The sequence below is a fragment of the Psychrobacter sp. H8-1 genome, assembly GCF_904846575.1.
GTDB lineage: Bacteria > Pseudomonadota > Gammaproteobacteria > Pseudomonadales > Moraxellaceae > Psychrobacter > Psychrobacter fulvigenes.
This window is the reverse complement of sequence record NZ_CAJHBG010000001.1, coordinates 1871761-1895437: the sequence shown is the minus strand read 5'-3', so window position 1 is coordinate 1895437 and position 23677 is coordinate 1871761. Positions and strand designations below refer to the sequence as shown.

The 23677-nt window shown below is 45.1% G+C and carries 16 protein-coding genes; 5 read left to right on the top strand and 11 right to left on the bottom strand.

What is annotated here, in order from left to right; genetic code table 11:
• The first annotated feature begins 91 nt into the window (after positions 1-91).
• The 3 genes from JMY01_RS07675 to JMY01_RS07665 all read left to right on the top strand — a co-directional run bounded on the left by JMY01_RS07675 (position 92) and on the right by JMY01_RS07665 (position 4807).
• Entirely contained in the window at positions 92-1546 is a 1455-nt protein-coding gene (locus JMY01_RS07675; RefSeq protein ID WP_201575007.1) for an NAD-dependent succinate-semialdehyde dehydrogenase, read from the top strand.
• Between the two features lie 107 nt (positions 1547-1653).
• Complete coding sequence (gene gabT, locus JMY01_RS07670; protein WP_201575006.1) at positions 1654-2916, top strand: 4-aminobutyrate--2-oxoglutarate transaminase; 1263 nt, start codon at positions 1654-1656, stop codon at positions 2914-2916.
• Positions 2917-3349: 433 nt separating this feature from the next.
• Entirely contained in the window at positions 3350-4807 is a 1458-nt protein-coding gene (locus JMY01_RS07665; RefSeq protein WP_201575005.1) for an APC family permease, read from the top strand.
• Positions 4808-4932: 125 nt separating this feature from the next.
• On the opposite strand, the gene JMY01_RS07660 is transcribed toward JMY01_RS07665, so the two are convergent.
• The 6 genes from JMY01_RS07660 to JMY01_RS07635 form a co-directional block, all read right to left on the bottom strand.
• Positions 4933-6306 (bottom strand): NAD-dependent succinate-semialdehyde dehydrogenase, encoded by a 1374-nt coding sequence (locus JMY01_RS07660; protein WP_201575004.1) that lies wholly within the window; start codon positions 6304-6306, stop codon positions 4933-4935.
• 40 nt (positions 6307-6346) lie between these two features.
• Complete coding sequence (gene aguA, locus JMY01_RS07655) at positions 6347-7546, bottom strand: agmatine deiminase (protein WP_201575003.1); 1200 nt, start codon at positions 7544-7546, stop codon at positions 6347-6349.
• A 58-nt stretch (positions 7547-7604) separates the two neighbouring features.
• Positions 7605-8477, bottom strand: coding sequence for an N-carbamoylputrescine amidase (gene aguB / locus JMY01_RS07650; RefSeq protein ID WP_201577365.1), 873 nt, complete (start codon positions 8475-8477; stop codon positions 7605-7607).
• A 136-nt stretch (positions 8478-8613) separates the two neighbouring features.
• Complete coding sequence (locus tag JMY01_RS07645) at positions 8614-10107, bottom strand: Na+/H+ antiporter NhaC family protein (protein ID WP_201575002.1); 1494 nt, start codon at positions 10105-10107, stop codon at positions 8614-8616.
• Between the two features lie 239 nt (positions 10108-10346).
• Positions 10347-11705 carry an FAD-binding oxidoreductase gene (locus tag JMY01_RS07640; protein WP_227677755.1) on the bottom strand — a complete coding sequence of 453 codons (1359 nt, stop codon included), beginning with the start codon at positions 11703-11705 and terminating at the stop codon, positions 10347-10349.
• Position 11706: 1 nt separating this feature from the next.
• The gene (locus tag JMY01_RS07635) at positions 11707-13050 is read right to left on the bottom strand and encodes a glutamine synthetase family protein (protein ID WP_201575001.1); all 1344 of its coding nucleotides are present in this window, start codon (positions 13048-13050) and stop codon (positions 11707-11709) included.
• 641 nt (positions 13051-13691) lie between these two features.
• Between JMY01_RS07635 and JMY01_RS07630 the strand changes: the two genes are divergently transcribed.
• Together JMY01_RS07630 and JMY01_RS07625 are read left to right on the top strand one after the other, a co-directional pair.
• On the top strand, positions 13692-14432 hold the full coding sequence (locus JMY01_RS07630; RefSeq protein ID WP_201575000.1) for a gamma-glutamyl-gamma-aminobutyrate hydrolase family protein: 741 nt from the start codon (positions 13692-13694) through the stop codon (positions 14430-14432).
• Positions 14407-15129 carry a cupin domain-containing protein gene (locus JMY01_RS07625; protein WP_201574999.1) on the top strand — a complete coding sequence of 241 codons (723 nt, stop codon included), beginning with the start codon at positions 14407-14409 and terminating at the stop codon, positions 15127-15129. The genes JMY01_RS07630 and JMY01_RS07625 overlap by 26 nt, the downstream gene beginning before the upstream one ends.
• A 94-nt stretch (positions 15130-15223) precedes the next feature.
• On the opposite strand, the gene JMY01_RS07620 is transcribed toward JMY01_RS07625, so the two are convergent.
• The 5 genes from JMY01_RS07620 to carB all read right to left on the bottom strand — a co-directional run bounded on the left by JMY01_RS07620 (position 15224) and on the right by carB (position 23498).
• Positions 15224-16564, bottom strand: coding sequence for a glycosyltransferase (locus tag JMY01_RS07620; RefSeq protein ID WP_201574998.1), 1341 nt, complete (start codon positions 16562-16564; stop codon positions 15224-15226).
• Between the two features lie 112 nt (positions 16565-16676).
• Positions 16677-17549 (bottom strand): TIGR03915 family putative DNA repair protein, encoded by an 873-nt coding sequence (locus JMY01_RS07615; RefSeq protein WP_201574997.1) that lies wholly within the window; start codon positions 17547-17549, stop codon positions 16677-16679.
• Between the two features lie 9 nt (positions 17550-17558).
• Positions 17559-18827: a putative DNA modification/repair radical SAM protein gene (locus JMY01_RS07610; RefSeq protein WP_201574996.1), complete on the bottom strand. Its 1269-nt coding sequence runs from the start codon at positions 18825-18827 to the stop codon at positions 17559-17561.
• A gap of 586 nt (positions 18828-19413) precedes the next feature.
• Positions 19414-19890, bottom strand: a complete 477-nt coding sequence (gene greA, locus JMY01_RS07605) for a transcription elongation factor GreA (RefSeq protein ID WP_201574995.1) — start codon at positions 19888-19890, stop codon at positions 19414-19416.
• A gap of 329 nt (positions 19891-20219) precedes the next feature.
• Complete coding sequence (gene carB / locus JMY01_RS07600) at positions 20220-23498, bottom strand: carbamoyl-phosphate synthase large subunit (protein ID WP_201574994.1); 3279 nt, start codon at positions 23496-23498, stop codon at positions 20220-20222.
• Positions 23499-23677: the final 179 nt, after the last annotated feature.

Here is a 23677-nt window from a genome sequence, read left to right as displayed (position 1 = left end):
TTATGAACGCCATAAAAAATATCGTTGATGAAATAATTGTAGATTCCAATGACCCTCATAACCGCCAAGCTTACCGACAAGGAGTGTTGATATGCTAAAGCTATCAAACCAAGATCTCATCAAACAACAGTGTCTAATCAAAGACGGCTGGCACGCTGCCAGTGACGCCGCTACTATTGACGTGAGCAATCCGTTTAATGGCGATATCATCGGTACTGTGCCAAGCCTGACCAAACAAGACGTCGATGACGCTGTCGCCTATGCTCATGAAGTACAAGCAGCATGGGCTGCTAAGACTGCGCAAGAGCGCGCAGATCTATTGCAAAAATGGGCAGATCTTATCGATGCCAATAAAGAAGATCTGGCTATCATTATGACGGCTGAGCAAGGTAAGCCTTTAGGTGAGTCGCGTGGTGAGATTGGTTATGCCAATAGCTTTATTCGTTGGTTTGCAGAGGAAGGTAAGCGCGTCTACGGCGATGTTATTCCGGCCAACAAATCACAACTGCGTCACGTCATTCTTAAGCAGCCAGTCGGTGTTTGTGCGGCCATTACGCCTTGGAACTTCCCATCAGCCATGATCACCCGTAAAGCTGCTCCGGCGCTCGCGGCCGGCTGTACAATGATTATTAAACCGGCAACCGAAACGCCATTTTCAGCTTTGGCATTGGGCGCATTGGCCGAGCAAGCGGGTATTCCAGCAGGCGTCATCCAAGTCGTCACTGGTAAGTCATCAACCATCGGCGATATCCTCACGGGCGATGCTCGCATTCAGAAGCTATCGTTTACAGGCTCCACCGAAGTGGGTCGTACTTTGATGGCTCAATGTGCGCCAACCGTCAAAAAATTGTCACTAGAGCTCGGCGGCAACGCACCGTTCATCGTCTTTGATGATGCCGATCTTGAAAAAGCGGCTGAAGGCTTAATCGCTTCCAAATATCGTAACGCTGGTCAAACCTGTGTTTGTGCCAACCGTGTGTATGTTCAAGACAGCATTAAAGATGAGTTTTTAAATATATTTGTCAAAAAAGTCGCTGAGCTTAACGTCGGTAATGGTTTGGAAGAAGGTATTGATATTGGTCCTCTCATCAACCAAAAAGCCTTAGAAAAAGTGCAAGCCTTATTAAAAGATGCGCTGGATAAAGGCGCTAATCTAGTCGCTGGTGGTAGTACGAACAACGCATCAGAACTGACCTACAATCCAACCGTCATCACTGATATTAGTAGTGATATGGATATTGCGCACGAAGAAATCTTTGGTCCTATTGCCACCATCTTTACTTTTAAGGATGAAGAAGAAGTCATTCGTAAGGCCAACGATACTATTTATGGCCTAGCCGCTTACTTCTATAGTGGCGATTATGCCCGCTCATGGCGCGTTTCTGAAGGCCTTGAGTACGGCATCATTGGTCATAATACAGGTTTGATTTCTACCGAAGTTGCACCATTTGGCGGCGTGAAGCAATCTGGCTTCGGCCGTGAAGGCTCAAAATACGGTCTCGAAGAGTATGTTGTGACCAAGTACTGGTGCTCTGACATCAGCTAGTTTTTGTGTTCTACGTAAATGTAACATCACTCAACATCTAATACTTTTTAGATAAATCGCCACTCAATAATTGGCACTTACGTTAAAAAAGAGAAAAGGACATTCTTATGACTACTACTAATCAATCATTACTCGAACGCCGTAAAGCTGTCTTACCAACAGGACTTGGTGTTGCTTTTCCTGTCTTTGCCGAAAAAGCACAGAACTCAGAAGTTTGGGATGTGGAAGGCAATCGCTATATCGACTTTGTTGGTGGTATTTCGGTATTGAACACGGGTCACAGCCATCCAAAGATTACCCAGCGTGTACATGAGCAGCTAGATAAGTTTACCCATACTGCTGCACAAATGATCAACTACGAGTGCTACGTAGATCTTGCAGAAAAGCTTTGCGAAAAATCACCCATCAGCGGTGACAAAAAGGCGTTTTTCTTAACCACTGGCGCTGAAGCAGTCGAGAACTGCATCAAGATTGCACGTGCGAAGACAGGCCGCCCAGGTGTCATCTCTTTCGTTGGTGGTTGGCATGGTCGTACCCTTATGTGCATGAGCTTGACTGGTAAAGTGTTGCCATACAAAAAGAACTTTGGCCCTATGCCAGGTCCTGTCTTTCATGCACTGTTCCCTGCGCAAGAGCTTAACGTCACTGAAGAGCAGGCACTGCACAGCCTTGAGATGATCTTCCAAGCGGATATCGATCCTAGTGAAGTGGCGGCGATGATCATTGAGCCAGTACAAGGCGAGGGCGGCTTTCATCAAGTGACACCCTCATTTGCTAAAGCCTTGCGCGCTATTTGTGATGAGCACGGTATCGTACTAATTTTTGACGAAGTACAGTGTGGTTTTGCCCGTACCGGTACTTTGTTTGCCAGTGAGCAGTTGGGTGTTGAGCCTGATCTTATGACCAGCGCTAAGAGCTTGGCGGGTGGCTATCCTATCTCTGCTGTTATCGGCCGTGCTGACATCATGGATGCTCCACAAGTTGGTGGTCTAGGTGGTACTTATTCTGGCAACCCGCTTGCTTGTGTCGCTGCATTGGCAGTCATGGAAGTGATTGAAGAAGAAAACCTACTTGAGCGTAGTGTTGAGATTGGCGATAAAATTGCCTCGTTCTTAAAAGACTTAAATCTAGGCAGTATCGGTCATATCCGCCATAAAGGCGCAATGCTTGCATTTGAGCTGATCGATAGCGAAGGTAAGCCAGACACGGATGCAACGGCTAATCTAAAAGCAAAAGCGTTTGAGCAGGGTCTACTGTTAGCCTCTTGCGGTATGCATGGTAATGCCATTCGGGTAATGGTGCCGTTAACTGTCCAAGATGAAGTGCTACAAGAAGGCCTAGATATTATCAAAGGTATTTTGACGGCTTAACTTTTAATCAAACATCGTTTTGTTTAAAAGGTTGTTTGACTACAACAAGGCTGCTCTTATGGCACTCGCTCTAAGTAAGTAAATGACAACGGCGCCTTGTATCACAGGGCGCCGTTTTTGTTTTCTGATTTCAACAATGCCAAACAAACACTTTTTATGGCATCTTGGTTTTTGATAAAAATACTGAATTAATGTCGAATATAAGTGGCATAAATATGTTTATCGGTTTACTCTGTATAGTGTCAGTTTTTTGTTGCTACATATATGAGTAAGATGTTGAAACACTATATTACAGGTAGCGACAGGCAAATATGAGGATACGCTCTAATAAAATGATATTTAATAAAAAATAAATCGTAAGCTAAATAAAAACCAACTTAACCCAAAAAGAGTAGAGGGTTAACATGGACGAAACTTGGACAAGGAGTAGGTTATGTCTGTAATGAAAAAATCGCTAGGGGTAGTCGATATTATTGCCTTAGCATTCGGGGCTATGGTTGGCTGGGGCTGGGTAGTACTGGCCGGTGGTTGGGTGTTTTCAGCGGGTACTTGGGGCGCTATGACGGCGTTCTTTATTGGCGGTCTGATAGTAATCATGATCGGTATCACTTATGCTGAGCTGATTGCATCCATGCCAGTGACTGGCGGTGAGCATACATATACCCACCGAGCGCTGGGGGTTAATGCCTCCTTTATATGCTCATGGAGCATGTTGTTTGGTTATTTGTCAGTAGTGGCCTTTGAGGCTGTGGCACTGCCTACAGTGGTTGAGTACCTGATTCCTAACTATAATCAGGGCTATTTATGGTCAGTCGCTGGCTACGAGGTGTATGCGACTTGGGCAGCCGTCGGTATGGCGGGCTCCGTTTTGGTCACTTGGCTGAATACCCGCGGGATGGAGGTCAGTGCTTGGTTCCAAAAGACCGCAGTAGCTGGGATTTTATTTGTTGGAACGTTACTGTTTATAGGTGCGGTGTTGTTTAACCCTGAGGCGACCAATACTGAGCTATCGCCAGCTTTTGTTGGTGAAGGCTTCTCTGGTGTTGCTGCTGCTATTGCAGGGGTTATTGTGATGGTGCCCTTTATGTTTGTCGGCTTTGATGTCATTCCGCAAGCAGCTGAAGAGATAGATTTAACCCGTCCCAACATTGGTAAGTTTTTGATTATTGCCTTGATTGTGGCTGTGATGTGGTATGTGGGCGTCATCTGGAGTGTCGGGGTAACGCTACCCATGGCATTGGCAGAAACCTCTACTTTGGCAACGGCTGATGCGATGGAAAGTGCATGGCAGGGTAGATGGGCAGGTGTTTTACTGGTGATTGGCGGTGTACTCGGTATTATGTCGAGCTGGAATGCCTTCTTAATTGGGGGTAGTCGCTTACTATATGCGATGTCTAAGACTCATATGTTGCCGGCGTTTTTAGGTAAACTGCATCCTGTGCATAAGACACCAATCAACGCTATTTTATTTATTGGTGGTTTGGCAACGCTTGCGCCGTTATTTGGCCGTAAGATGTTGGTATGGATTGTGACTGCTGGTGGTTTCGGCGTGGTCATTGCTTATACTTTGGTAGCAGTGTCATTTTTGGTATTGCGCTATCGTGAGCCTGAGATGGTACGTCCTTTTAGAATACCGCAAGGTAAAATCGTCGGGATGATTGCTATCGTACTTGGATTGGGCTTATTTGTTCTGTACTTACCTGGTATGCCAGCGGCACTTAGTGGTCTTGAGTGGTCAATATTCCTTGGCTGGACAGCATTGGGGATTGTATTCTTCGCTTATGAATCCATGAAAAATCCAGGAATGAGTAAGAAGGTCATGGATGAGGAGTTAGAGGGGCTCAAAGTCATCAATCAGCAGTGGGTGAAGGATAACCCTTATAAAAAGTAGTTTATAGAAAGCAATGAATAGAAAGTCGCTTGTATAAAGTGAATTAGAAAGTTCTAAATAAAAAGAAAGCCTAACGTTGGACGTTAGGCTTTCTTTTTTCTGAATGAGAGCTGTGCCAATATCAATTAAGACATATCACGAATCAGCTTATGATTTAAGAATTCTGTGATACCAAGCGTACCCAGCTCACGCCCAAATCCTGAGCATTTAACGCCACCAAACGGAGTGTTGGCTTCACTGCCAGACGGGGCGTTGATCGTTACCATGCCGACCTCTAGTTTGTTTGCGATGTCTGCTGCCAAAGCTGGGTCTTGCGTTTGGACTGAAGCGCCAAGACCGTATGGTACGTCGTTAGCAATCTTAATAGCATGCTCTATATCACGAGCTTTGTAGACGACAGCCACAGGTCCAAATAACTCCTGACGATAGACATCCATTGAGTCATCAACATCGGCCAGTACAGCGGGTGCAAACCAAGCACCAGGCTTATCTTTTAGTAGACCGCCCTCGACTAAAACGTTAGCACCAGCTTGTACTGCGCTATCGAGCTGTTGCTGCAGACCCTGCGCTGCCGCTTTTGATGACATTGGGCCGATTGTGGTTTTATCATCTAATGGATCCGCCAAGGTCATCGAGCGTACAGCATCAGTGAAGCCCTCGACGAACGTGTCGTAGACAGAGTCAACGACGATAAGGCGCTTAGCTGCGTTACAGGCTTGTCCTGTATTGCCAAAGCGTCCAGAGATAGCGCCTTTGATGGCCAGTTCAATATCAGCATCTGCTGCGACGATGAACGCATCCGAGCCGCCAAGCTCTAAGACGACTTTTTTGAGTGCGTCGCCAGCTACTTTGGCGACTGCTTGTCCAGCACGCTCAGAGCCAGTCAAAGACACGCCCTGTACGCGGCTGTCTTTGATGATGGTTGCCGCTTGATCGTTGGTGGCAAACACATTGTTATAAACACCATCAGGCAAGCCTGCTGCTTCGAAGATCTCAACGATGATTTCTGCTGTTTTCGGGCACTGCGGCGCATGCTTTAGGATGATGGTGTTACCTACCATAAAGTTTGGCGCAACGAAGCGAGCGACTTGATAATGGGGATAGTTCCACGGCATGATACCTAGTAGCACGCCAACAGGCAGTTTTTGTACAGAGGCTGAGCCTGTATCCACTTCGATTCTGTCAGGTGCCAATAGCTGTTCAGCATTGTCTGCATAATAGCGAAAGATCTCAGCAACCAGACCAAGCTCACCCTTGCCTTGGGCAACAGGCTTTCCCATCTCCGCAGTCATGATACGTGCCAGCTCGTCTTTACGCTCAAGATAGATATCAGCAATCTTATGGAGGATGGCACTGCGCTCACTAAGCGCTACCTGACGCCAGTCTTGATAGGCGCTATCAGCACGCTCAATCACCTGCTGGATATCATTGTCGCTGGCAGTAGGATAGGTGGCTTCTACTTCGCCAGTGGCTGGGTTGTTAACTTGATAATCGCTCATAAATATTCCTTAGGGTCAAAATCCGTTTTTGGTTATACTTTCATGAATTAGTGCATTTTTTAACTGCGGGCTGCTGCTGAGTAATACAATGAATATTACCACCACCAAAGACAATCTCTTTGGTATGTACCCCAACTACCTGATGCTGAGGAAAGACTTTTTCAAGCTGCGCGATTGCTAAGCTGTCATTTATATCATCGTATTGCGGCACAATGATAGCGTCATTACAAATCAAAAAATTGGCGTAAGAGGCGATACAAATATCACCAGTACGGCGAGCCTTGGCATCATCAGACTGCACAATGTCATAATTGTCAGGCAAAGTCACTGGATGTTTAGTACAGCATAGCTTATGGACTTTCAAACGTCTGCCTTGTGCATCTGTCATGTTAGAAAGCTGTTGATAAGCTTTTTGCGTCGCCTCATAAAAAGGATGTTCAGGGTCGTCAGTAAATAAGCAAACCACTTCGCCAGGTCGGGCAAAGCAGGCAATATCATCGATATGACCGGTAGTTTCATCAGGATCAATGCCGTCATCAATCCATAGTACTTTTTGAGCATTAAGATAAGCTTTGAGCTTGTCTTCAATTTGGCGCTCGGTAAGATGTGGATTACGTCCTGGACTGAGCAAACACATGCGGGTGGTCAGTATCGTGCCTTCGCCATCGACATGAAACGCACCGCCTTCCATCACAAAGCCATCAGTACGGTAGCGTTTAATGCCAAGGTACTCACATAAGCGGGCAGCCAGCCTATCATCGTCATCCCAAGGCGTATACAGCCCATCATAATCGCCGCCCCATGCGTTAAAAGTCCAATCACAAGCGCGTAGCTCGCCGCTATCATTAATCAAAAATGTCGGCACAATATCACGTGCCCAAGCATCATTGCTTGGCATAGAGATGACTTCGATATCATCAGCGAGGCTGTCGCGGCACGCTTGATAGTCATCAGCAATGACTAAAACGGCAACCTGCGCAAAGGGCCGGATCGCCATAGCTACTGCCGCGTAAGCTGCTTTGGCAGGGATAGCTTGCTGCCGCCAGTTGTCAGCGCGGTATGGCCATACCATCCATACTTTTTGTATTGGCGCAAACTCCGCTGGCATATAAAAACCGTCATCAATCGGAGTTGAGCCTGTGATTAGCAAGTTAGGTGACTCTTTAGATAGTTCTTTAAATGACTCTTTAAAAGACTCTTTAAAAGACTCTTTAAAAGACTCTGTATTTGCTGTAGACATATAAATAACCTTATCAAACAATAGTATTTATAAGTGGTATTTAGGACTGAGCTGTATATCAGCCATGCGTCAGTAAGGTTCCATACATGGATGGGCGACGATCACGGAAGACGCCCCATTGGCGGCGCTCGATAGCCAGCTTGTCCAAGTCAAAGGTGACGTTTATAAACTCATTTTTATCGGCTGATGCTTCTTGTAGTATCTCGCCGCGACCATCAGTGATAAAAGAGCCACCATAGAACTGTACTGTGTTGTCATGGCCTTGGTGCGTGATGGTTTCTGCGCCGATACGATTAGAAGCAACGACTGGCATTAGGTTGGCTGCTGCATGACCTTGCATACAACGCTGCCAATGTGCCTTTGAGTCTATATCTAATGTTGGCTCATCGCCAATCGCCGTCGGGTAAAATAATATCTCAGCACCCATTAGCGCCATACTGCGCGCACATTCAGGGAACCACTGATCCCAGCAGATACCGACACCAATCTTGGCGTACTTGGTTTGCCAAACCTTAAAGCCAGTATCTCCTGGGGTAAAGTAAAATTTTTCGGCGTAAGGAATGCCATCAGGTATATGAGTTTTACGATAAGTGCCCAGTATCTCACCATCAGCATCAATGACAGTCACGCTATTAAAAAAAGTATTGCCTGATTTTTCATAAAAGCTGATGGGTAGTACCACTTCTAGCTCTTTAGCCAACTTTTTGAAATATTGAATGGCAGTATTGTCTGCTACTGAGGTAGCAAGCTTAAAATAATCAAAATTATGGACTTGGCAGAAGTAAGGGGTCTCAAACAACTCTTGTAGCAAGACGATATTGGCACCAGCTTTGGCAGCTTGAGTGACCAAATCGGTAGCGGTATCAATATTTTGTTGTTTGTCCCAACTGCAAGTCATTTGGGTTGTAGCAACGGTTACGGTGCGCATAATCTAAATCCTTTTAGTAGCGAATACGAATAAGTAATGTCAAACAAAAAAAAGGTGTTGGACAGTTAGCAATGGGCAACTACTCATCAGTAATTGCCCATAATGTAACGAACGGTTTGGTAATAAGGCTAAGTTATACTTAAGCCATCATATAACCCAAAGCTAAGAAGGTCACGACGGACAGTACCGCACCGAGCATCGCATAGGGGAACTGCGTAAAGGCATGCTGCATGGGTGAACACCCTGCACCTTGCGCTGCTAGTAATGATGAATCACTAAAGAAACACGCATGACTACCAAATGAAGAGGCAGACAACAACGCACCAATCATGAGGGGCGTGCTTACGCCAAGCGCTAACGAGATTGGAAATACAATCGGCATGGCAAGGACGTATAGACCCCAGCTTGATGAAGTTGCGAAGGTTAAGAAAGCCATGACAGCAAAAATCACCGCAGGGAAAATGATGATAGTCATATAAGGGGTGATGGAATCAATAACATAGGTGGTCATGCCTAGCTCATCATTGATGGCTTTTAGAAAGAATCCACCAACGACAGTTGATAGTGGATATAGCATGACTTTAAAGCCTTTAAAAATGGCTTCAACTTGAGTCTCAAAGCTCAGAATGCCCTGTGCCCAATAGACAACAACGGTCACAAAACAAGTCAGTAATGCACCACGTAACAGATCAATCTCAAAATAAACGGTTGAAATAATCAGCAAAATCATTGGAAAAGCAAAGTTCATAATATTGGCTTTGAATGATAGTTTGCGTTTTGCTTTGACGTTTGAGACCAATTGCTCTTCTACGAACGCTTCAGGAACAGGGTTGCCAGCTTTGGCGCGAGCCTCTGCCTTTTTCATTGGGCCCCAATCACCTAAGATGCCGTAAGCCACTAGGAATACAATGATAAGTGCAAACCAAGCATACGCCATAAAAGGGATGGCGCTGATATAAAGCCCAATACCTTCACCGTCTCCAGCGACGCCGTTCTCTTCTAACAGACCAGCGAAGTATACCGCCCAAGTAGAGATAGGCACGATGATACACATCGGTGCTGCAGTTGAATCGACAATGTAGGCCAGCTTTTCGCGTGAGACGTTATATACGTCAGTCAGCTTTTTGACCGAGGTCGAAACTGCCAAACAGTTCAAATAATCATCAATGAAAACGACAACACCCAAACCAAAAGTTGCTAGCAATGACTGCCGACGCGACTTGATGACTTTTTGTAGCCATTCACTAAAGCCGTCTAGACAGCCACTGATTTCAAGTAGCTGAATAAGACCACCCATCAAACCACAGACAAGGACAATCCAGATAATGGTTTCATTACCCAGTACCATCGACATGTTGTCAGCAAAAGGAGAAATCAGATCAAAGGGATTAAGCATGACTAGGCCGGCGACACAGCCGGCTATCATGGATTCAAATGGACGTCTAGAGATAATGGCAGTGACTAGTACTAGTAAGGTTGGTAGTAGTGATAGGGCGCCCCAAGACTCAGTACTATCGCGGCTAAGAGACATCCAGGTAAAAGCAAAATAAATAGCCACTGCGACTATTAGGGTTAAAAATACTCGCTTGTTATGATACTGATCTTTGACAGCATCAGTGAGTTTCATGTTCATAGTTACGCTCCCTGTAAAACTATAGTTTTTTTTAAGATTATTGCTTGATAGACAGTCACGGTTTGACTGTCTATCGAGCTATTAACAACAATCCATTGTTGTGAAGGCGTACTCTGACACCTATCCTCAAAGTAAAATCTCTATCTAATAAGCATGTTTCTAATAAGCGTGTTTCTAATGAAATCCTCTCTAAATTTTTTAATAAAGCTGCGCAGCCACGCAGCGGGTAACAGGAAAGACTACATTCCCGTGCGATCTTTTAGCGCATACCACCATGAGCCCATCATAGAGTAAGGTACTCGCAAGGCGCGGCCACCTGGGAAAGGTATCCACGGAATCTTTGTAAAAGTATCAAACTCTGCCGTATTACCATTGATAGCGTCAGCCAGTATCTGTCCAAATAAATGCGAGCCTGTCACGCCATGGCCACTATATCCGTGGGCGAAATAAACCCTGTCATGGAGTTTGCCCATTTGTGGTACGCGAGAAAAAGACAAGGCAAAGTTACCACTCCACGCATAGTCAATCTTGACGTCACGTAGCTCTGGGAAAATCTTATTCATATTGGGTCTGATTTTGGCAGTGATATCTGCTGGATCTTGACCGCCATAGACAGTGCCCCCGCCGAATAACATGCGCTTGTCTGCAGAGAGGCGATAATAATCAAGGATATAGCGCACATCCTCGACACAGACGTCAGTCGGAAGTAGCTGGTCTGCCAAGTCTCCTAGAGGCTCGGTGGCGATGATTTGAGTAGACACTGGCATCACCCGATCGGTCAGTTTTGGGATGACTTTATTCAGATAAGCGTTGCCACAAATGATGGCCTGCTTACAGGTCACACTGCCAAACTCGGTGATGATTTTAATTGAGTCGTCAGCATATTCGACATCGACGACTAGCGTGTTTTCATAAATAGTACCACCACCTTGCTCAACAGCAACAGCCTCGCCAAGCGCAAGATTTAGCGGATGAAAGTGCCCGCCTGAATGATCTATGATTCCGCCCACATAGGCATCGGTTTTTATGTGCTCTTGAATGCCAGCTTTGTCTAGCATCTCTCGATCATGCATGCCGTGACTTTCCCACAGGGCATGGGTCTCTTGTAAGTCTTTTAACTGGCCGTTATTCAAAGCGGCAAAGATGTTCTTTTCTTTGAGATCGCAGTCGATATTATAATCGCTAATAAAACGGCGAATAATCTTGCCACCGCGAGTGACTAATTGACCGACAAAGTCTGCATTGTCTTGTCCATAAGACTTTTTGATCTTTTGCAAACTGGCATTCAGACCGTTGACGATTTGACCGCCATTGCGACCGGATGCACCCCAACCGATTTGTGCGCCTTCAAGGACGACGACTTCATGATCTGTCTCGATTAGATGTAGCGCCGCTGATAGGCCGCTATACCCACCACCAACCACACAAATCTCAGCTTGGATATCATTCTCTAGGGTAGGTCTATCAGGCTTAGGGTTGCGACTGGCAGCATAATAGCTATCAGGGTATTGTCCTTTGTCAGAATAATGCGGAATATTGCGCTTGTTATTAGACTGGCGGCTTGGGCTCATAGGTGGTGTAGCATTGCTATTTGACATATTAAACATCCTGTAAATAGGTGAGGTACTCAAGATTGGTTACTTGTAAAGCAAAGCGTTTGGCTTCTTGCTTTTTGACGGCAGTTAATAGCTCAATCATCTCGGTTGGAAATAGTGAATCGATTAAGTCGCTGTTTTCAAACTCACGAATGGCAGAGAGCCAGTCTAAAGGCAAGGTCTTAAGATTTGCTTCATCATAAGTAATGCTGTTGATTGGCTCAGGGGCTTCAAGCTTGTTTTCGATACCATACAGCATGCCTGCTAGTACAGCGCTACAGACCAAATAAGGGTTGGCATCTGCACCAGAGACACGATGCTCAATACGGCGCGCTTTGGTGTCGCCACCAGGGATACGGACGGCAGCCGTGCGGTTTTCATAGCCCCATGAGACATTGTTTGGCGCAAGCGTACCAGGGGTAAACCGACGATAAGAATTGACATGTGGGGCAAACAATAGAGTGCAGTCTGACATGGTGGCCAATAGACCAGCGACCGCATGACGTAGCATGTCTGATCCTGCTTCGGTCCCGTCATCAAAGACGTTGTTACCGTCTTTATCCAGTAGGCTACAGTGAACGTGAAAGCCGTTTCCTGATTGAGTGCCAAACGGTTTTGCCATAAAGGTGGCGGTTAGCTTGCGGCGTGCAGCCACAGATTTGACGACTTGTTTGAATAAGATGGCATCGTCCGCAGCTTTTAAGGGGTCATCGACGTGTAGTAAGTTAATCTCGAATTGACCACAGCCGTTTTCGGCCAAAGCAGCATCAACAGGGATATCAAGTTTTTCGCACTGAGCATAAATCTCATCTAAAAACTCATCAAACTGTAATAAATCATTGATGCTTAGAATAGAGGTCTTATTGAGTCTAAGGCCGCTTTTTGGGCGGATAGGCGGTTTAGGAGTTTCGCCTTCGGTATAGTCAACCAGATAAAACTCAAGCTCTGTTGCCATGACAGGCGTGAGTCCAAGCTCTTTGAATCTTTTGCTGATGTAATCTAAAACATGCCTGGCGTCACCATAATAAGGCTCGTTGTCTTCGGTATACAGCCAAACGGGTAACAGAGATGAGGGTGAGCTGGTATTAAGGAGTGGATATGCTGCGCGCCCAGTAGGACGTGCAATGGCATCAATATCACCATTAGACTGTGAAGACTCAATGACATCTGCACCCCAGATATCGACACCTAAAATTGATAAAGGCAAGCGTACGCCGCCGCTTTCTGCTTTATCCATTTGGTTAAATGGGATGCGCTTACCACGAAGTAAGCCATTGATATCACCTGCTGCAATATATACATATTCGGTGTTGTTTGCAGATTCGACCATTCCATTGGTTGTCGTCATGTCTATTCTTCCTGTTGGTTTTCAGACTGTTGGTTTTCTAACTTAAAAATTGGTTTTGCTAATTTTGATGCACGTTATTTAAAGTTGATGCCAGATTTGGAATAAATACAGGGATTAAAAATGAAATAACTGACGAAGCTTCCATGATTGTCGTTACCGTCATTTAAAAATCGGGTGGTGTTCTAAAAAGTATGCTGGCGATAGAAGCCAATAAAAAATCTATGCTAAGTTCTCTGATTCTATAGGGCTTTCAAGGCTTCAAAAACTGTTCAAGTTTTAATCAGCATACTTTTTGACACACCACCAAAAATCGAAATCAGTATTTATGCCTTAATATCAAGCGCTTAACCTCGCTTGGTATTGTTATTTATCAACCTATTTGGTGTGCAGATTGTTTCTTTTATGTTACTAATGACCTTCAATATATAAGTGAAATCTATATATGTCAATTATAATCTGAAATATTAAAAAGAAACTTAAAAAATGCTATTTTGCCCCATAACTGATAATAGTGAGTTTTATAGTTTACATTCGTTGATGGGTTATGATAGATTTTAGGCTAGTACAGATGCTCATAGCATCTGAAATCAGCGCATTATTTGAGTTTTTAACGTTCACTGTAACAATCAAGGAAGAATAATATGCAAAATCGTAGACCCATTATTGCCATTGTGTCCTGTCATAAGATAGTTGATGGCCAACCAGCACAAGCGGTATATCAAAAATATATCGATGCAGTACATTTTTATGGTGGCAACCCTATTTTGCTGCCAAATACCGCTGCCGAAGGTGAAAACTTTGACGCATTGATAGCAGTGGTAGATGGTATTTTGTTAACAGGCAGTTATAGTAATGTGGCACCAGCGCGTTATAACGCATCACATGTCGAAGAAAAAGAGGATTTGGGTCGTGATGAGTTGAGCTTTAAACTGTTAGCACACGCCAAAAACCATGACATTCCTTTACTGGCGATATGCCGCGGCTTGCAAGAGATGAATGTGTATTTTGCAGGCACGCTACATCCAGATTGGCGTGAAGTAGAAGGATTCTATGAGCCACACTTAGAAGACAGTAGTGCACCACTTGAAGTGCAGTATCAGCCAGTGCATGACGTTATCATCCAGTCTGATGGCCGATTGCAGACCTTTGGTGATAAGTGGCACGTGAACTCTCTACATAAGCAAGCGATTAACAAGGTGGGTGAGGGGTTATTTGTCGAAGCGTTGGCGCCAGATGGATTGGTAGAAGCCATCAGCCTGCTAGAACATCCGTTTATGATTGGTGTACAATGGCATCCTGAGTTAAATTATGCACAAGATAACTTGTCCAAATTTTTGTTCACGGAATTCATCCATTATGCCAGCCAAACCCAAGTGCAATAACGATATTTCTAATACTGTTGACATCGACGATAGTATCGACCATCAAGAGACTGAAGATAGTTGCATCGGCGATATCAGTATAGTAGACGAGAGTGAGTCTACCTCTAGCCCAGCACAGCAGGTATCTGCGGCGATTGAACTGGCAGAGGAAGATATCGGCAAAAAAATCAATCAGATGCGTCTTGATAAAGGCTACTCACAGCGTAAGCTGGCAAGAATGGCAGGACTGACCAATACGGCGATCAGCTCTATCGAGCGCAACAAGGTGAGTCCTGCTATCAATACCTTGAAGGCCATTTTGCAGGTTCTTGATTCTGATTTGGCGACGTTTTTTAGTGATGAGTGGAAAGAGCGTAAGCCAAGAGTGGTCGTTACGCCAAAGGATTTGCTAGAGCTGAGTGAACCCAATAGTAAGGTGTCTCTGAAACAGGTGTATAACTGTAGTACCACAAAAAACTTAGGGTTTCTGATAGAGACGTATCAGTCAAACAGCTCAACAGAAGAGAAGATCACTCATGAAGGTGAGGAGATAGGGACGGTTATTGAGGGTAAAATTCTCATACGGATTGAAGACACTACTTATCTGCTAAATGAGGGTGATAGCTATGTGATTGATACCAATCATCCGCATACTTTCATCAATCCCACGGATGCGATAACGCGTATTGTCAGTGCCCATACGCCAACGACTTACTAGGGTGTGCCATCAATTAGAGCATTTATATTTTTACCCTCATAATCTCATTGATGACAAGTCCTAATACAGGTCTAATAAAAGCGAGCGATTGGTACTATTTATTTTGCTTATTTTTATTCTCTGTGTTTTTAAGATTTTCTTTTTTGACCAAACCGTCTGTTTTAGGCGGTTTTTCTATTTGTCGCTCTGAGATTTGAGGGCTTTTCTTCTTTAGATTAATGGGCTCGGTTTTGATGAGTCTATCAGTAGACTTTAGGTGTTTCTTGATTCTGCGTACTGAGTCCGCATCTGCTTGTGCCTGTTGCTGTGCTTGTGACTCATCGTAGAGGCTTTGATAGACGGCAAGGGTCTCTGTGATCATCTCACGCATGGTGAATTTATCAGTCATCTCAGGACGAGTAACGCTCTCCAACTGACTTTTGATCACTTTACACAAGGCTTGGGCATTATATTTTTTGACCAGACCTTGTGGATACAGAGGCTGTAAAATCTCACTGAACGCGGCTTGATCCCAGCCAACCACTGGCGTGCCCAGATGAATAGCTTGCAGCGCGTTGATACCGATCGATTCGGGTTGATTGGCAAGTGCCAGCACGATATTCGCTGCAGATAGCCACTCGCGCATGTCATTACGCTTTTGCCCAACGTAGGTAATGCGCTCAGACAGATCAAGCGTGTTGGTTCGTTGGCGGAAATCCTCATGTGCCACATCGCCATATCTCAGATCCTCATCCATGATAATGACGTGAATATTAGGAAACTGTTCTTGCAAATTCCCCAAAATATCAATCAACCATTCTTGTCCGTATTCGTTGCCAATAATAGTCGGAAAGACTAGCCATTTTTTGTGCTCAAGCTCAGGGTATTCTGCAAAAGTGCGCCGCAGCCAATACACTGAAGGATTATGCCGATACGGATAGCGGCGGGTATCGACACCGCGATAAATACGTTTGATCACTCTGTTACCGATACCCTCACGTTTCAGACCTTTTTCTAGGTAGTTTGTTACGCTGTCTGATACGGTAATGATGGTGTCGACATCGAGCAAGGCCTGTGAGTACTTATTAATCGAATAAAAGCCATACATGGTTGAGACCAGCTTTGGGCGAGGGTTGACCCGAGCACGGCGCAGCGCTAAGTGCAATATCCATGCAGGCGTGCGCGAATGCACATGAATAATGTCAGGGTTGTATTGCTCGATAAGGTGACGCAGTGGCGCTACTTGCAGGAGCGATAACCATGACTTTTTGTACATATGCAATTGATGATATATATTGCCATCACGCTCTAAGCGTTTGACCAACTCATTATCATCATCAGCGCTAGAAACAATGATGGAGGTATGCTCATTTTTGACCAATGCGCGTCCAAGATGAAAAATACCACGTTCGGATTCATCATGCTTCAAAGACGACAGTAAGCGCATAACTTTCATAATAGCGTCGGCCACCGGTTAGTAATATCAAGTTGCTATTGTCAATTAAAAGCGCTCAAAACTCAACCTTGTAGCTTGATTGATTGTGACAAATAAATGAGGTCAGTCAACACTAACGTTTTTTTTGCAGATGCTCGGCATTTGGCAGCACTTGCTTTTCACTCAGGTATTTCCAATAGCGCTGCGGTAGATATTGCTTATGCAAGCGCGGGTTTTTACGCTCTTTTATATTAACGTTGGTAAAATATCCTTGCCAGAATTTTTGATAACGCTGTTCGTCCGCGCTATGGATACTGGCAGGATTATGCAGGACGGCATCATCAAGGTCAGTGATAGTTTGCAAAGCAGCAGGACGCGACCGTGTGCTTTGGCTTTTATCATAATAAATACCATAACCGCGTGCCAAATCATAAATCGCCCAGTGTTGGTCTTGGTAGCGCTGACGAAAATGCTCACCAATCAATGGCAGCACATTGAAGTCAGGCTCAACGCGGGCAAAGTAGATATCATCAGTGGTATGCTCAAACCGCACAAAAGCTTCCATGCGATGCTTCTCGCGACCGACAGACTTGACCGTCTGTACCAGTTCAAGCACATCTAAATTAACTAAATCCTGCATAATATGACGGCTAGGGTAGTCAATGGCATACTTCACCACTTGAAATAAAGTGGTGCCGATGTTGTCTTTTTCAGATAAAAACCCCCAAAGCAAGTTACGCATACCTGAGCGACCTAATAGCTTATTTAACTTGGTTAGTACCCGTTCGGCTTTATCTTCATCGGTAGCAACACTCGTCGCCTCGGCTATTAGTGAGGGTACATAACAGTCCTGAGCGGTCAGCTGTAACGCTTCACCGTCTTGTAATCGGTTGGCATAAATGTAAAATACGGCACTTAGCCAGCCTTCAAAGCTCGGCTCGTAAAGCACAATACTGGACGTTATATTTCCGACTGCAAAGGCATTGTTTGGCATCAGTTGCGACATAAGATCCCCTTAAAATAACGCCAACTGGCCACTACGCTGATCTTTATATTTCGTCTGGGTCTGCGCCAGCACGTATTGGCGAAAGTTATCACGGGTTAAATGGGCCAGATGCTCATTTTTGCCTGTGGTAGCGATGAAGTATTTGGCGCGATTGACCGCAGCCCCCATCTTTTTTAGATGATAAAGGGTCAACTGATTAAACTTACGTGCTTTTACTATTTTTTTAGCCGTCTTAGTACCGATACCTGGGATGCGTACAATCATCTCATAAGAGGCGGTTTGAATATTGACGGGGAAGTGCTCGCGATGACGAATGGCCCAAGCCAGCTTTGGGTCACAGTCCAAATCCAAAAAGGGTGCTTCTGGTTCCACGATTTCATGTGCGCCAAAACCATAAAAACGCATCAGCCAGTCGGCTTGATACAAACGGTTTTCACGTATCATGGGCACAGGCGTGCCAATCGCTGGCAAGCGACTATCGGATAGCATCGGTACGTAACCTGAATAGTAAACACGCTTGAGATCATACTGTTTATAAAAATGACTCGATAGCTGAATTACCTGCAAGTCGGTCTCATTACTAGCGCCAACAATCATCTGGCTGGTTTGCCCAGCTGGGGTGAATTTAGGTGCTTCTTTATGCGTTTTACGGCTTTCACGGATGGTAATGATTTCCTCTTTTACCGTCTCCATCGGTGCTTTTAATTGCTCATGCGACTTCTCTGGTGCAAGCAAAGCAAGTCCAGACTTGGTGGGAATCTCAATATTGACGCTAAGACGGTCTGCGTACAGTCCTGCTTCTAACAATAGCTCTTTTGAAGCGCCAGGGATGGTTTTTAGATGAATATAACCGTTGAAGCGCTCACGAGTACGCAGTATCTTTGCCACTTCCACCAAGCGCTCCATCGTGTAGTCGCCACTTTTAAAGATGCCTGAGCTGAGAAATAGCCCTTCGATATAGTTACGGCGATAAAACTGCATGGTTAGATCAACGACTTCCTCGACACTAAAAGCGGCACGCGGCGTGTCATTGCTCTTGCGTGAGGTGCAGTACGCGCAGTCATAAATACAGTGATTGGTCAGCAAAATTTTCAGCAAGCTAACGCAGCGACCATCTTCGGTATAGCTGTGACAGATACCCGTTGCTGAAGCGTCACCGAGGCCACCGCCTTGATTTTTGCGAGTGCCAGCAGAGGATGAGCAAGAGACGTCATACTTAGCAGCGTCCGCTAAGATATTGAGCTTGCCTTGTAATCGTTCATAATTGATGGTTGCCATAAGCGGTAGTTACAATCAGTTAATAGGGTATTATTTTAGCAAAATAACCGATAAGTCTTTGTATTTATAGGATAATTTATAAAACAACACGACAGATAGTGTCGCACTGTGGATACAGGGTTTTACTGGTAAGGAGTGATTAAACGACTGTATGACAAAGTAATGAAAAGCTATCACCAACTAAAAAAAGTCTTGCCGACTAAATATTTAGCCCACAAGACCTTTTATCAACTTTAATATTTTTTGAGTTTCAACCTCAGTTTTATCTTTATTGAGCATTGGCACATACTACCAACTTGTTGAATGATTTGATAGCTAGGATGTTTTTTGAATATTCAACAGACCCTAGATATCGAAGTTAAGATCATAAAAGACTCCTTTAAAATAACAGCAAATGTCGCAGCCAAAAACAATAAAAAGTAGCAAGAAATAATGCTTGAATAAGAAAAAACCCCGTTAAATGACACGGTAAGGCATGCCAAATAACGAGGGTATTGAGTACTGATAACAGTTAAACTTAACTGTCACTAAAAATGCTTGTATCGCACCTGTTTTTTATAAGAACGCGCGAAAACAGTCTGTCACGCTAGCCGTAAATCACTTTCATAATTTCATACTCGACCACGCCTTTTGGCGTTTCGATACGGGCTTCGTCGCCTTCAGATTTACCGATAAGGCCGCGAGCGATAGGAGAGTTGACAGAGATTTTGCCAGCTTTAAAGTCAGCCTCATCATCACCAACGATCTGATAGCTTCTTTCTTCTTCAGTGTCCATGTTTTCGATAATGACGGAGACACCAAATACGATGCGCCCATCTTTGGGTAGCGTGGTTGGGTCGATCACCTGAGCAGCGCCAAGCTTGGCTTCAATATCACGGATACGAGCCTCACAAAATCCTTGCTGCTCACGAGCGGCGTGATATTCAGCATTTTCTTTTAAGTCGCCGTGTTCGCGTGCGTCAGCGATAGCCGCAGTAATGCGTGGACGGTCGATGGTTTTTAGCTGTTTTAATTCGGCTTCTAAAGCCGCGTGTCCTTGCGGAGTCATGGGGTAACGTTGCATGTTTTTTCCTTAAACCAATAACACCACACCACCTCCTACTGAATAGTGAGATGGTGTCAGCGTTGTTGCAATGGATATTAAATATAAAAAGAGTAATGGTTAAGACTGAATAATAAGTAAGTGAGCCATCGTTTATGAGTGTGTCTCATCTCAATGCAAGAGTAGGCGCACTTAAGCTTACGTAATAAAAAGCATAGTCGCAGTTTAGCCACTATGCTTTTTAGGTCTATTATTTTAAAGATGTTGTCTTCGAGCATTATTTGATATAAATAAACAATGCTCAAAAAGGCTTTTAGGCGTGCCTAACGATTATGCTTAATCTACTGAAGTTATTCAACCAAGTCAATAGACTTTGCTTGCTCATGCAAATCTTGGAGCTTATACACATCAAACGGTAAGTCGATGGCATAAGATTTACAGACTGCATCAGCAGCACCTAAAGTAGTCACATAAAAGACTTTGCCTTGTAGCGCGCTACGGCGGATAGAGAATGAATCCTCTTGCGCCTGTTTGCCTTCAGTGGTGTTAATAATAAGGTCGATTTTACCATTTTTCAAGGCATCGACGATATGCGGACGGCCTTCGGTGACTTTGTTAATCTGCTTACACTCAATACCATTATCACTCAATATTTTTTGTGTACCAGTGGTAGCAACGATATCAAAGCCAAAGTCGATGAGCTGACGGGCGATCGGAGCGACTTGCTCTTTATCGCTATCACGGACTGAGATAAAGACCGTTTTTGTCTCGCCTTCAGTTGGTAGGCCAGGCAAGCGCTCATTACTACCAATCACCGCTTTGTAAAATGCTTCGCCAAAGGTTTTACCCACGCCCATGACTTCACCGGTTGATTTCATCTCAGGGCTCAAGATAGGGTCAACACCTGGGAACTTGGCAAAGGGGAATACCGCTTCTTTGACTGCGTAAAACGAAGGAACAATCTCGGTCGTAAAGCCTTGGTCTTTTAGTGACATGCCAGCCATACAGCGAGCTGCCACTTGCGCCAATGAGGTACCGATGCATTTAGAGACAAACGGCACGGTACGCGCGGCACGAGGGTTGACCTCAAGAATATAAACGGTTTCACCTTTTACTGCGAACTGCACGTTCATCAGACCGACCACGCCAAGCTCTTTTGCCATGGCGACTGTTTGCGCACGCATCACATCACACAGCTCTTTAGAGAGTGAGTACGGTGGCAGTGAGCACGCAGAGTCACCAGAGTGCACGCCAGCTTGTTCGATATGCTGCATGATACCGCCAATCACAACGTCAGTACCGTCGCAGACACAATCCACATCGACTTCAATGGCATCATCCAAGAAGCGGTCAAGGAGTACGGGTGCTTCGTTAGATGCTTGTACCGCTGTGCGCAAGTAATGTCTTAGCTCATCTTCGTTATAGACGATTTCCATCGCGCGACCACCAAGTACATAAGAGGGGCGGACAACCAATGGATAGCCAACGTCTTTGGCTTTGACCAAGCCATCTTCCAAGCTCGTCGCTAGGGCGTTTGATGGCTGGATAAGGTCTAATTGATGAATCATATGCTGGAAACGCTCACGGTCTTCAGCACGGTCAATTGCGTCTGGGCTGGTACCGATGATTTTCACGCCAGCAGATTCTAAAGCGCGCGCCAGTTTCAATGGAGTCTGACCACCGAACTGTACGATGACGCCATCAGGGTTTTCGATACGCACAATCTCTAACACGTCTTCTAAGGTGATTGGCTCAAAGTACAGACGGTCTGAAGTGTCATAGTCGGTTGAAACGGTTTCAGGGTTACAGTTGACCATGATGGTTTCATAACCATCTTCGCGCATAGCTAGGGCAGCGTGCACGCAGCAGTAGTCAAACTCGATACCTTGACCGATACGGTTAGGGCCGCCACCAATCACCATGATTTTTTTGTTATCTGTTGGGTTGGCTTCACATTCGCTGTCATACGTGGAGTACATATAAGCAGTGCTAGTGGCAAACTCTGCCGCACAAGTGTCCACACGTTTATAAACGGGATAAACACCCAAATCCCAGCGCTTTTTGCGCAGTTGCTTTTGGGAGACGCCAAGTAATTTTGCCAAACGCAAGTCAGATGAGCCTTTACGCTTAAAGCTACGTAGGTTCTGTTCGGTCAAACCGCCAAAGCCTAAGGTTTTGATTTGTGCTTCAGTGTTGACGATATCTTCTATCTGTACCAAAAACCATGGGTCGATTTTGGTATAGTTAAAGACTTCATCGACGCTCATACCTAGGCGGAAAGCATCAGCGACATAATAGATGCGTTCAGGCGTAGGAATGGTCAGACGATTAATGACTTCAGAACGGGCTTTTTCAGCGCTCAGCTTGCCGTCTTTGATAGCGGCAAAATCAATCTGCTCGTCAAAGCCATCAGAGCCTGTTTCCATGCCGCGTAGCGCTTTTTGCATCGATTCTTGGAAGTTACGGCCAATTGCCATGACTTCACCGACTGACTTCATTTGCGTTGATAGGATATTGTCTGCTTGTGGGAACTTTTCAAAGTTAAATCTTGGTATTTTAGTGACGACATAATCAAGCGCAGGCTCGAAGCTGGCTGGCGTTTTGCCACCAGTGATGTCATTTTGCAATTCATCTAGCGTATAACCAACCGCCAGTTTGGCCGCGATTTTGGCAATTGGGAAGCCAGTGGCTTTTGATGCCAACGCTGATGAGCGTGATACACGTGGGTTCATCTCGATAACGACCATGCGCCCAGTCTCAGGGTTGATACCGAACTGCACGTTTGAGCCGCCAGTTTCCACCCCAATCTCACGCAGTACCGCTAGCGATGCGTTACGCATGATTTGGTATTCTTTGTCGGTCAATGTTTGTGCTGGCGCGACGGTGATCGAATCGCCCGTGTGCACGCCCATTGGATCAAAGTTCTCAATCGCGCAGATGATGATGCAGTTATCGTTTTTGTCACGCACCACTTCCATCTCATATTCTTTCCAACCGATTAATGACTCATCGATAAGCAATTGATGGTTCGGTGATAAATCAAAGCCGCGCTCACAGATTTCGATAAACTCGTCGCGGTTATAGGCAATACCGCCACCTGATCCGCCCATCGTAAATGAGGGGCGAATGATACAGGGGTAGCCCATTTTTTCTTGAGTGGCAAAGGCCTCTTCCATGGTCTCAGCGGTTTCGGCACGTGGACACTCAAGGCCGATACGCTTCATGGCTTGGTCAAACAGCTCACGGTCTTCTGCCATCTCGATTGAATCTTTGGTCGCCCCAATCAGCTCACAGTTGTACTTGGTCAATACGCCATGCTTGTCTAAATCTAGCGCACAGTTCAGCGCCGTCTGTCCGCCCATGGTTGGCAAAATGGCATCAGGACGCTCTTTGGCAATGATTTGCTCAACCGTCTGCCATGTAATTGGCTCGATATACGTCGCGTCAGCCATGACAGGGTCGGTCATAATGGTCGCAGGGTTTGAGTTGACCAAGATGACGCGGTAGCCTTCTTCCTTTAGCGCTTTACACGCCTGCGCGCCTGAGTAGTCAAACTCACATGCTTGGCCGATGACGATAGGGCCTGCGCCAATGATAAGAATGCTTTTTATGTCGGTACGTTTTGGCATAGTTAGGGCTACCTTCGTTTGATTGATATTTTAATTGAAATGTTCAGTATGTTTTTTAACCGGTATAGATGTAGGCGCTGATAGTATTGATAGTATTCTAATGACTGTCATTGATATCTGCGCCTTATGTGCTGATTGCAAGGTGAAAGCGCTATTCGCCTTAACCTTGCTAAATACCT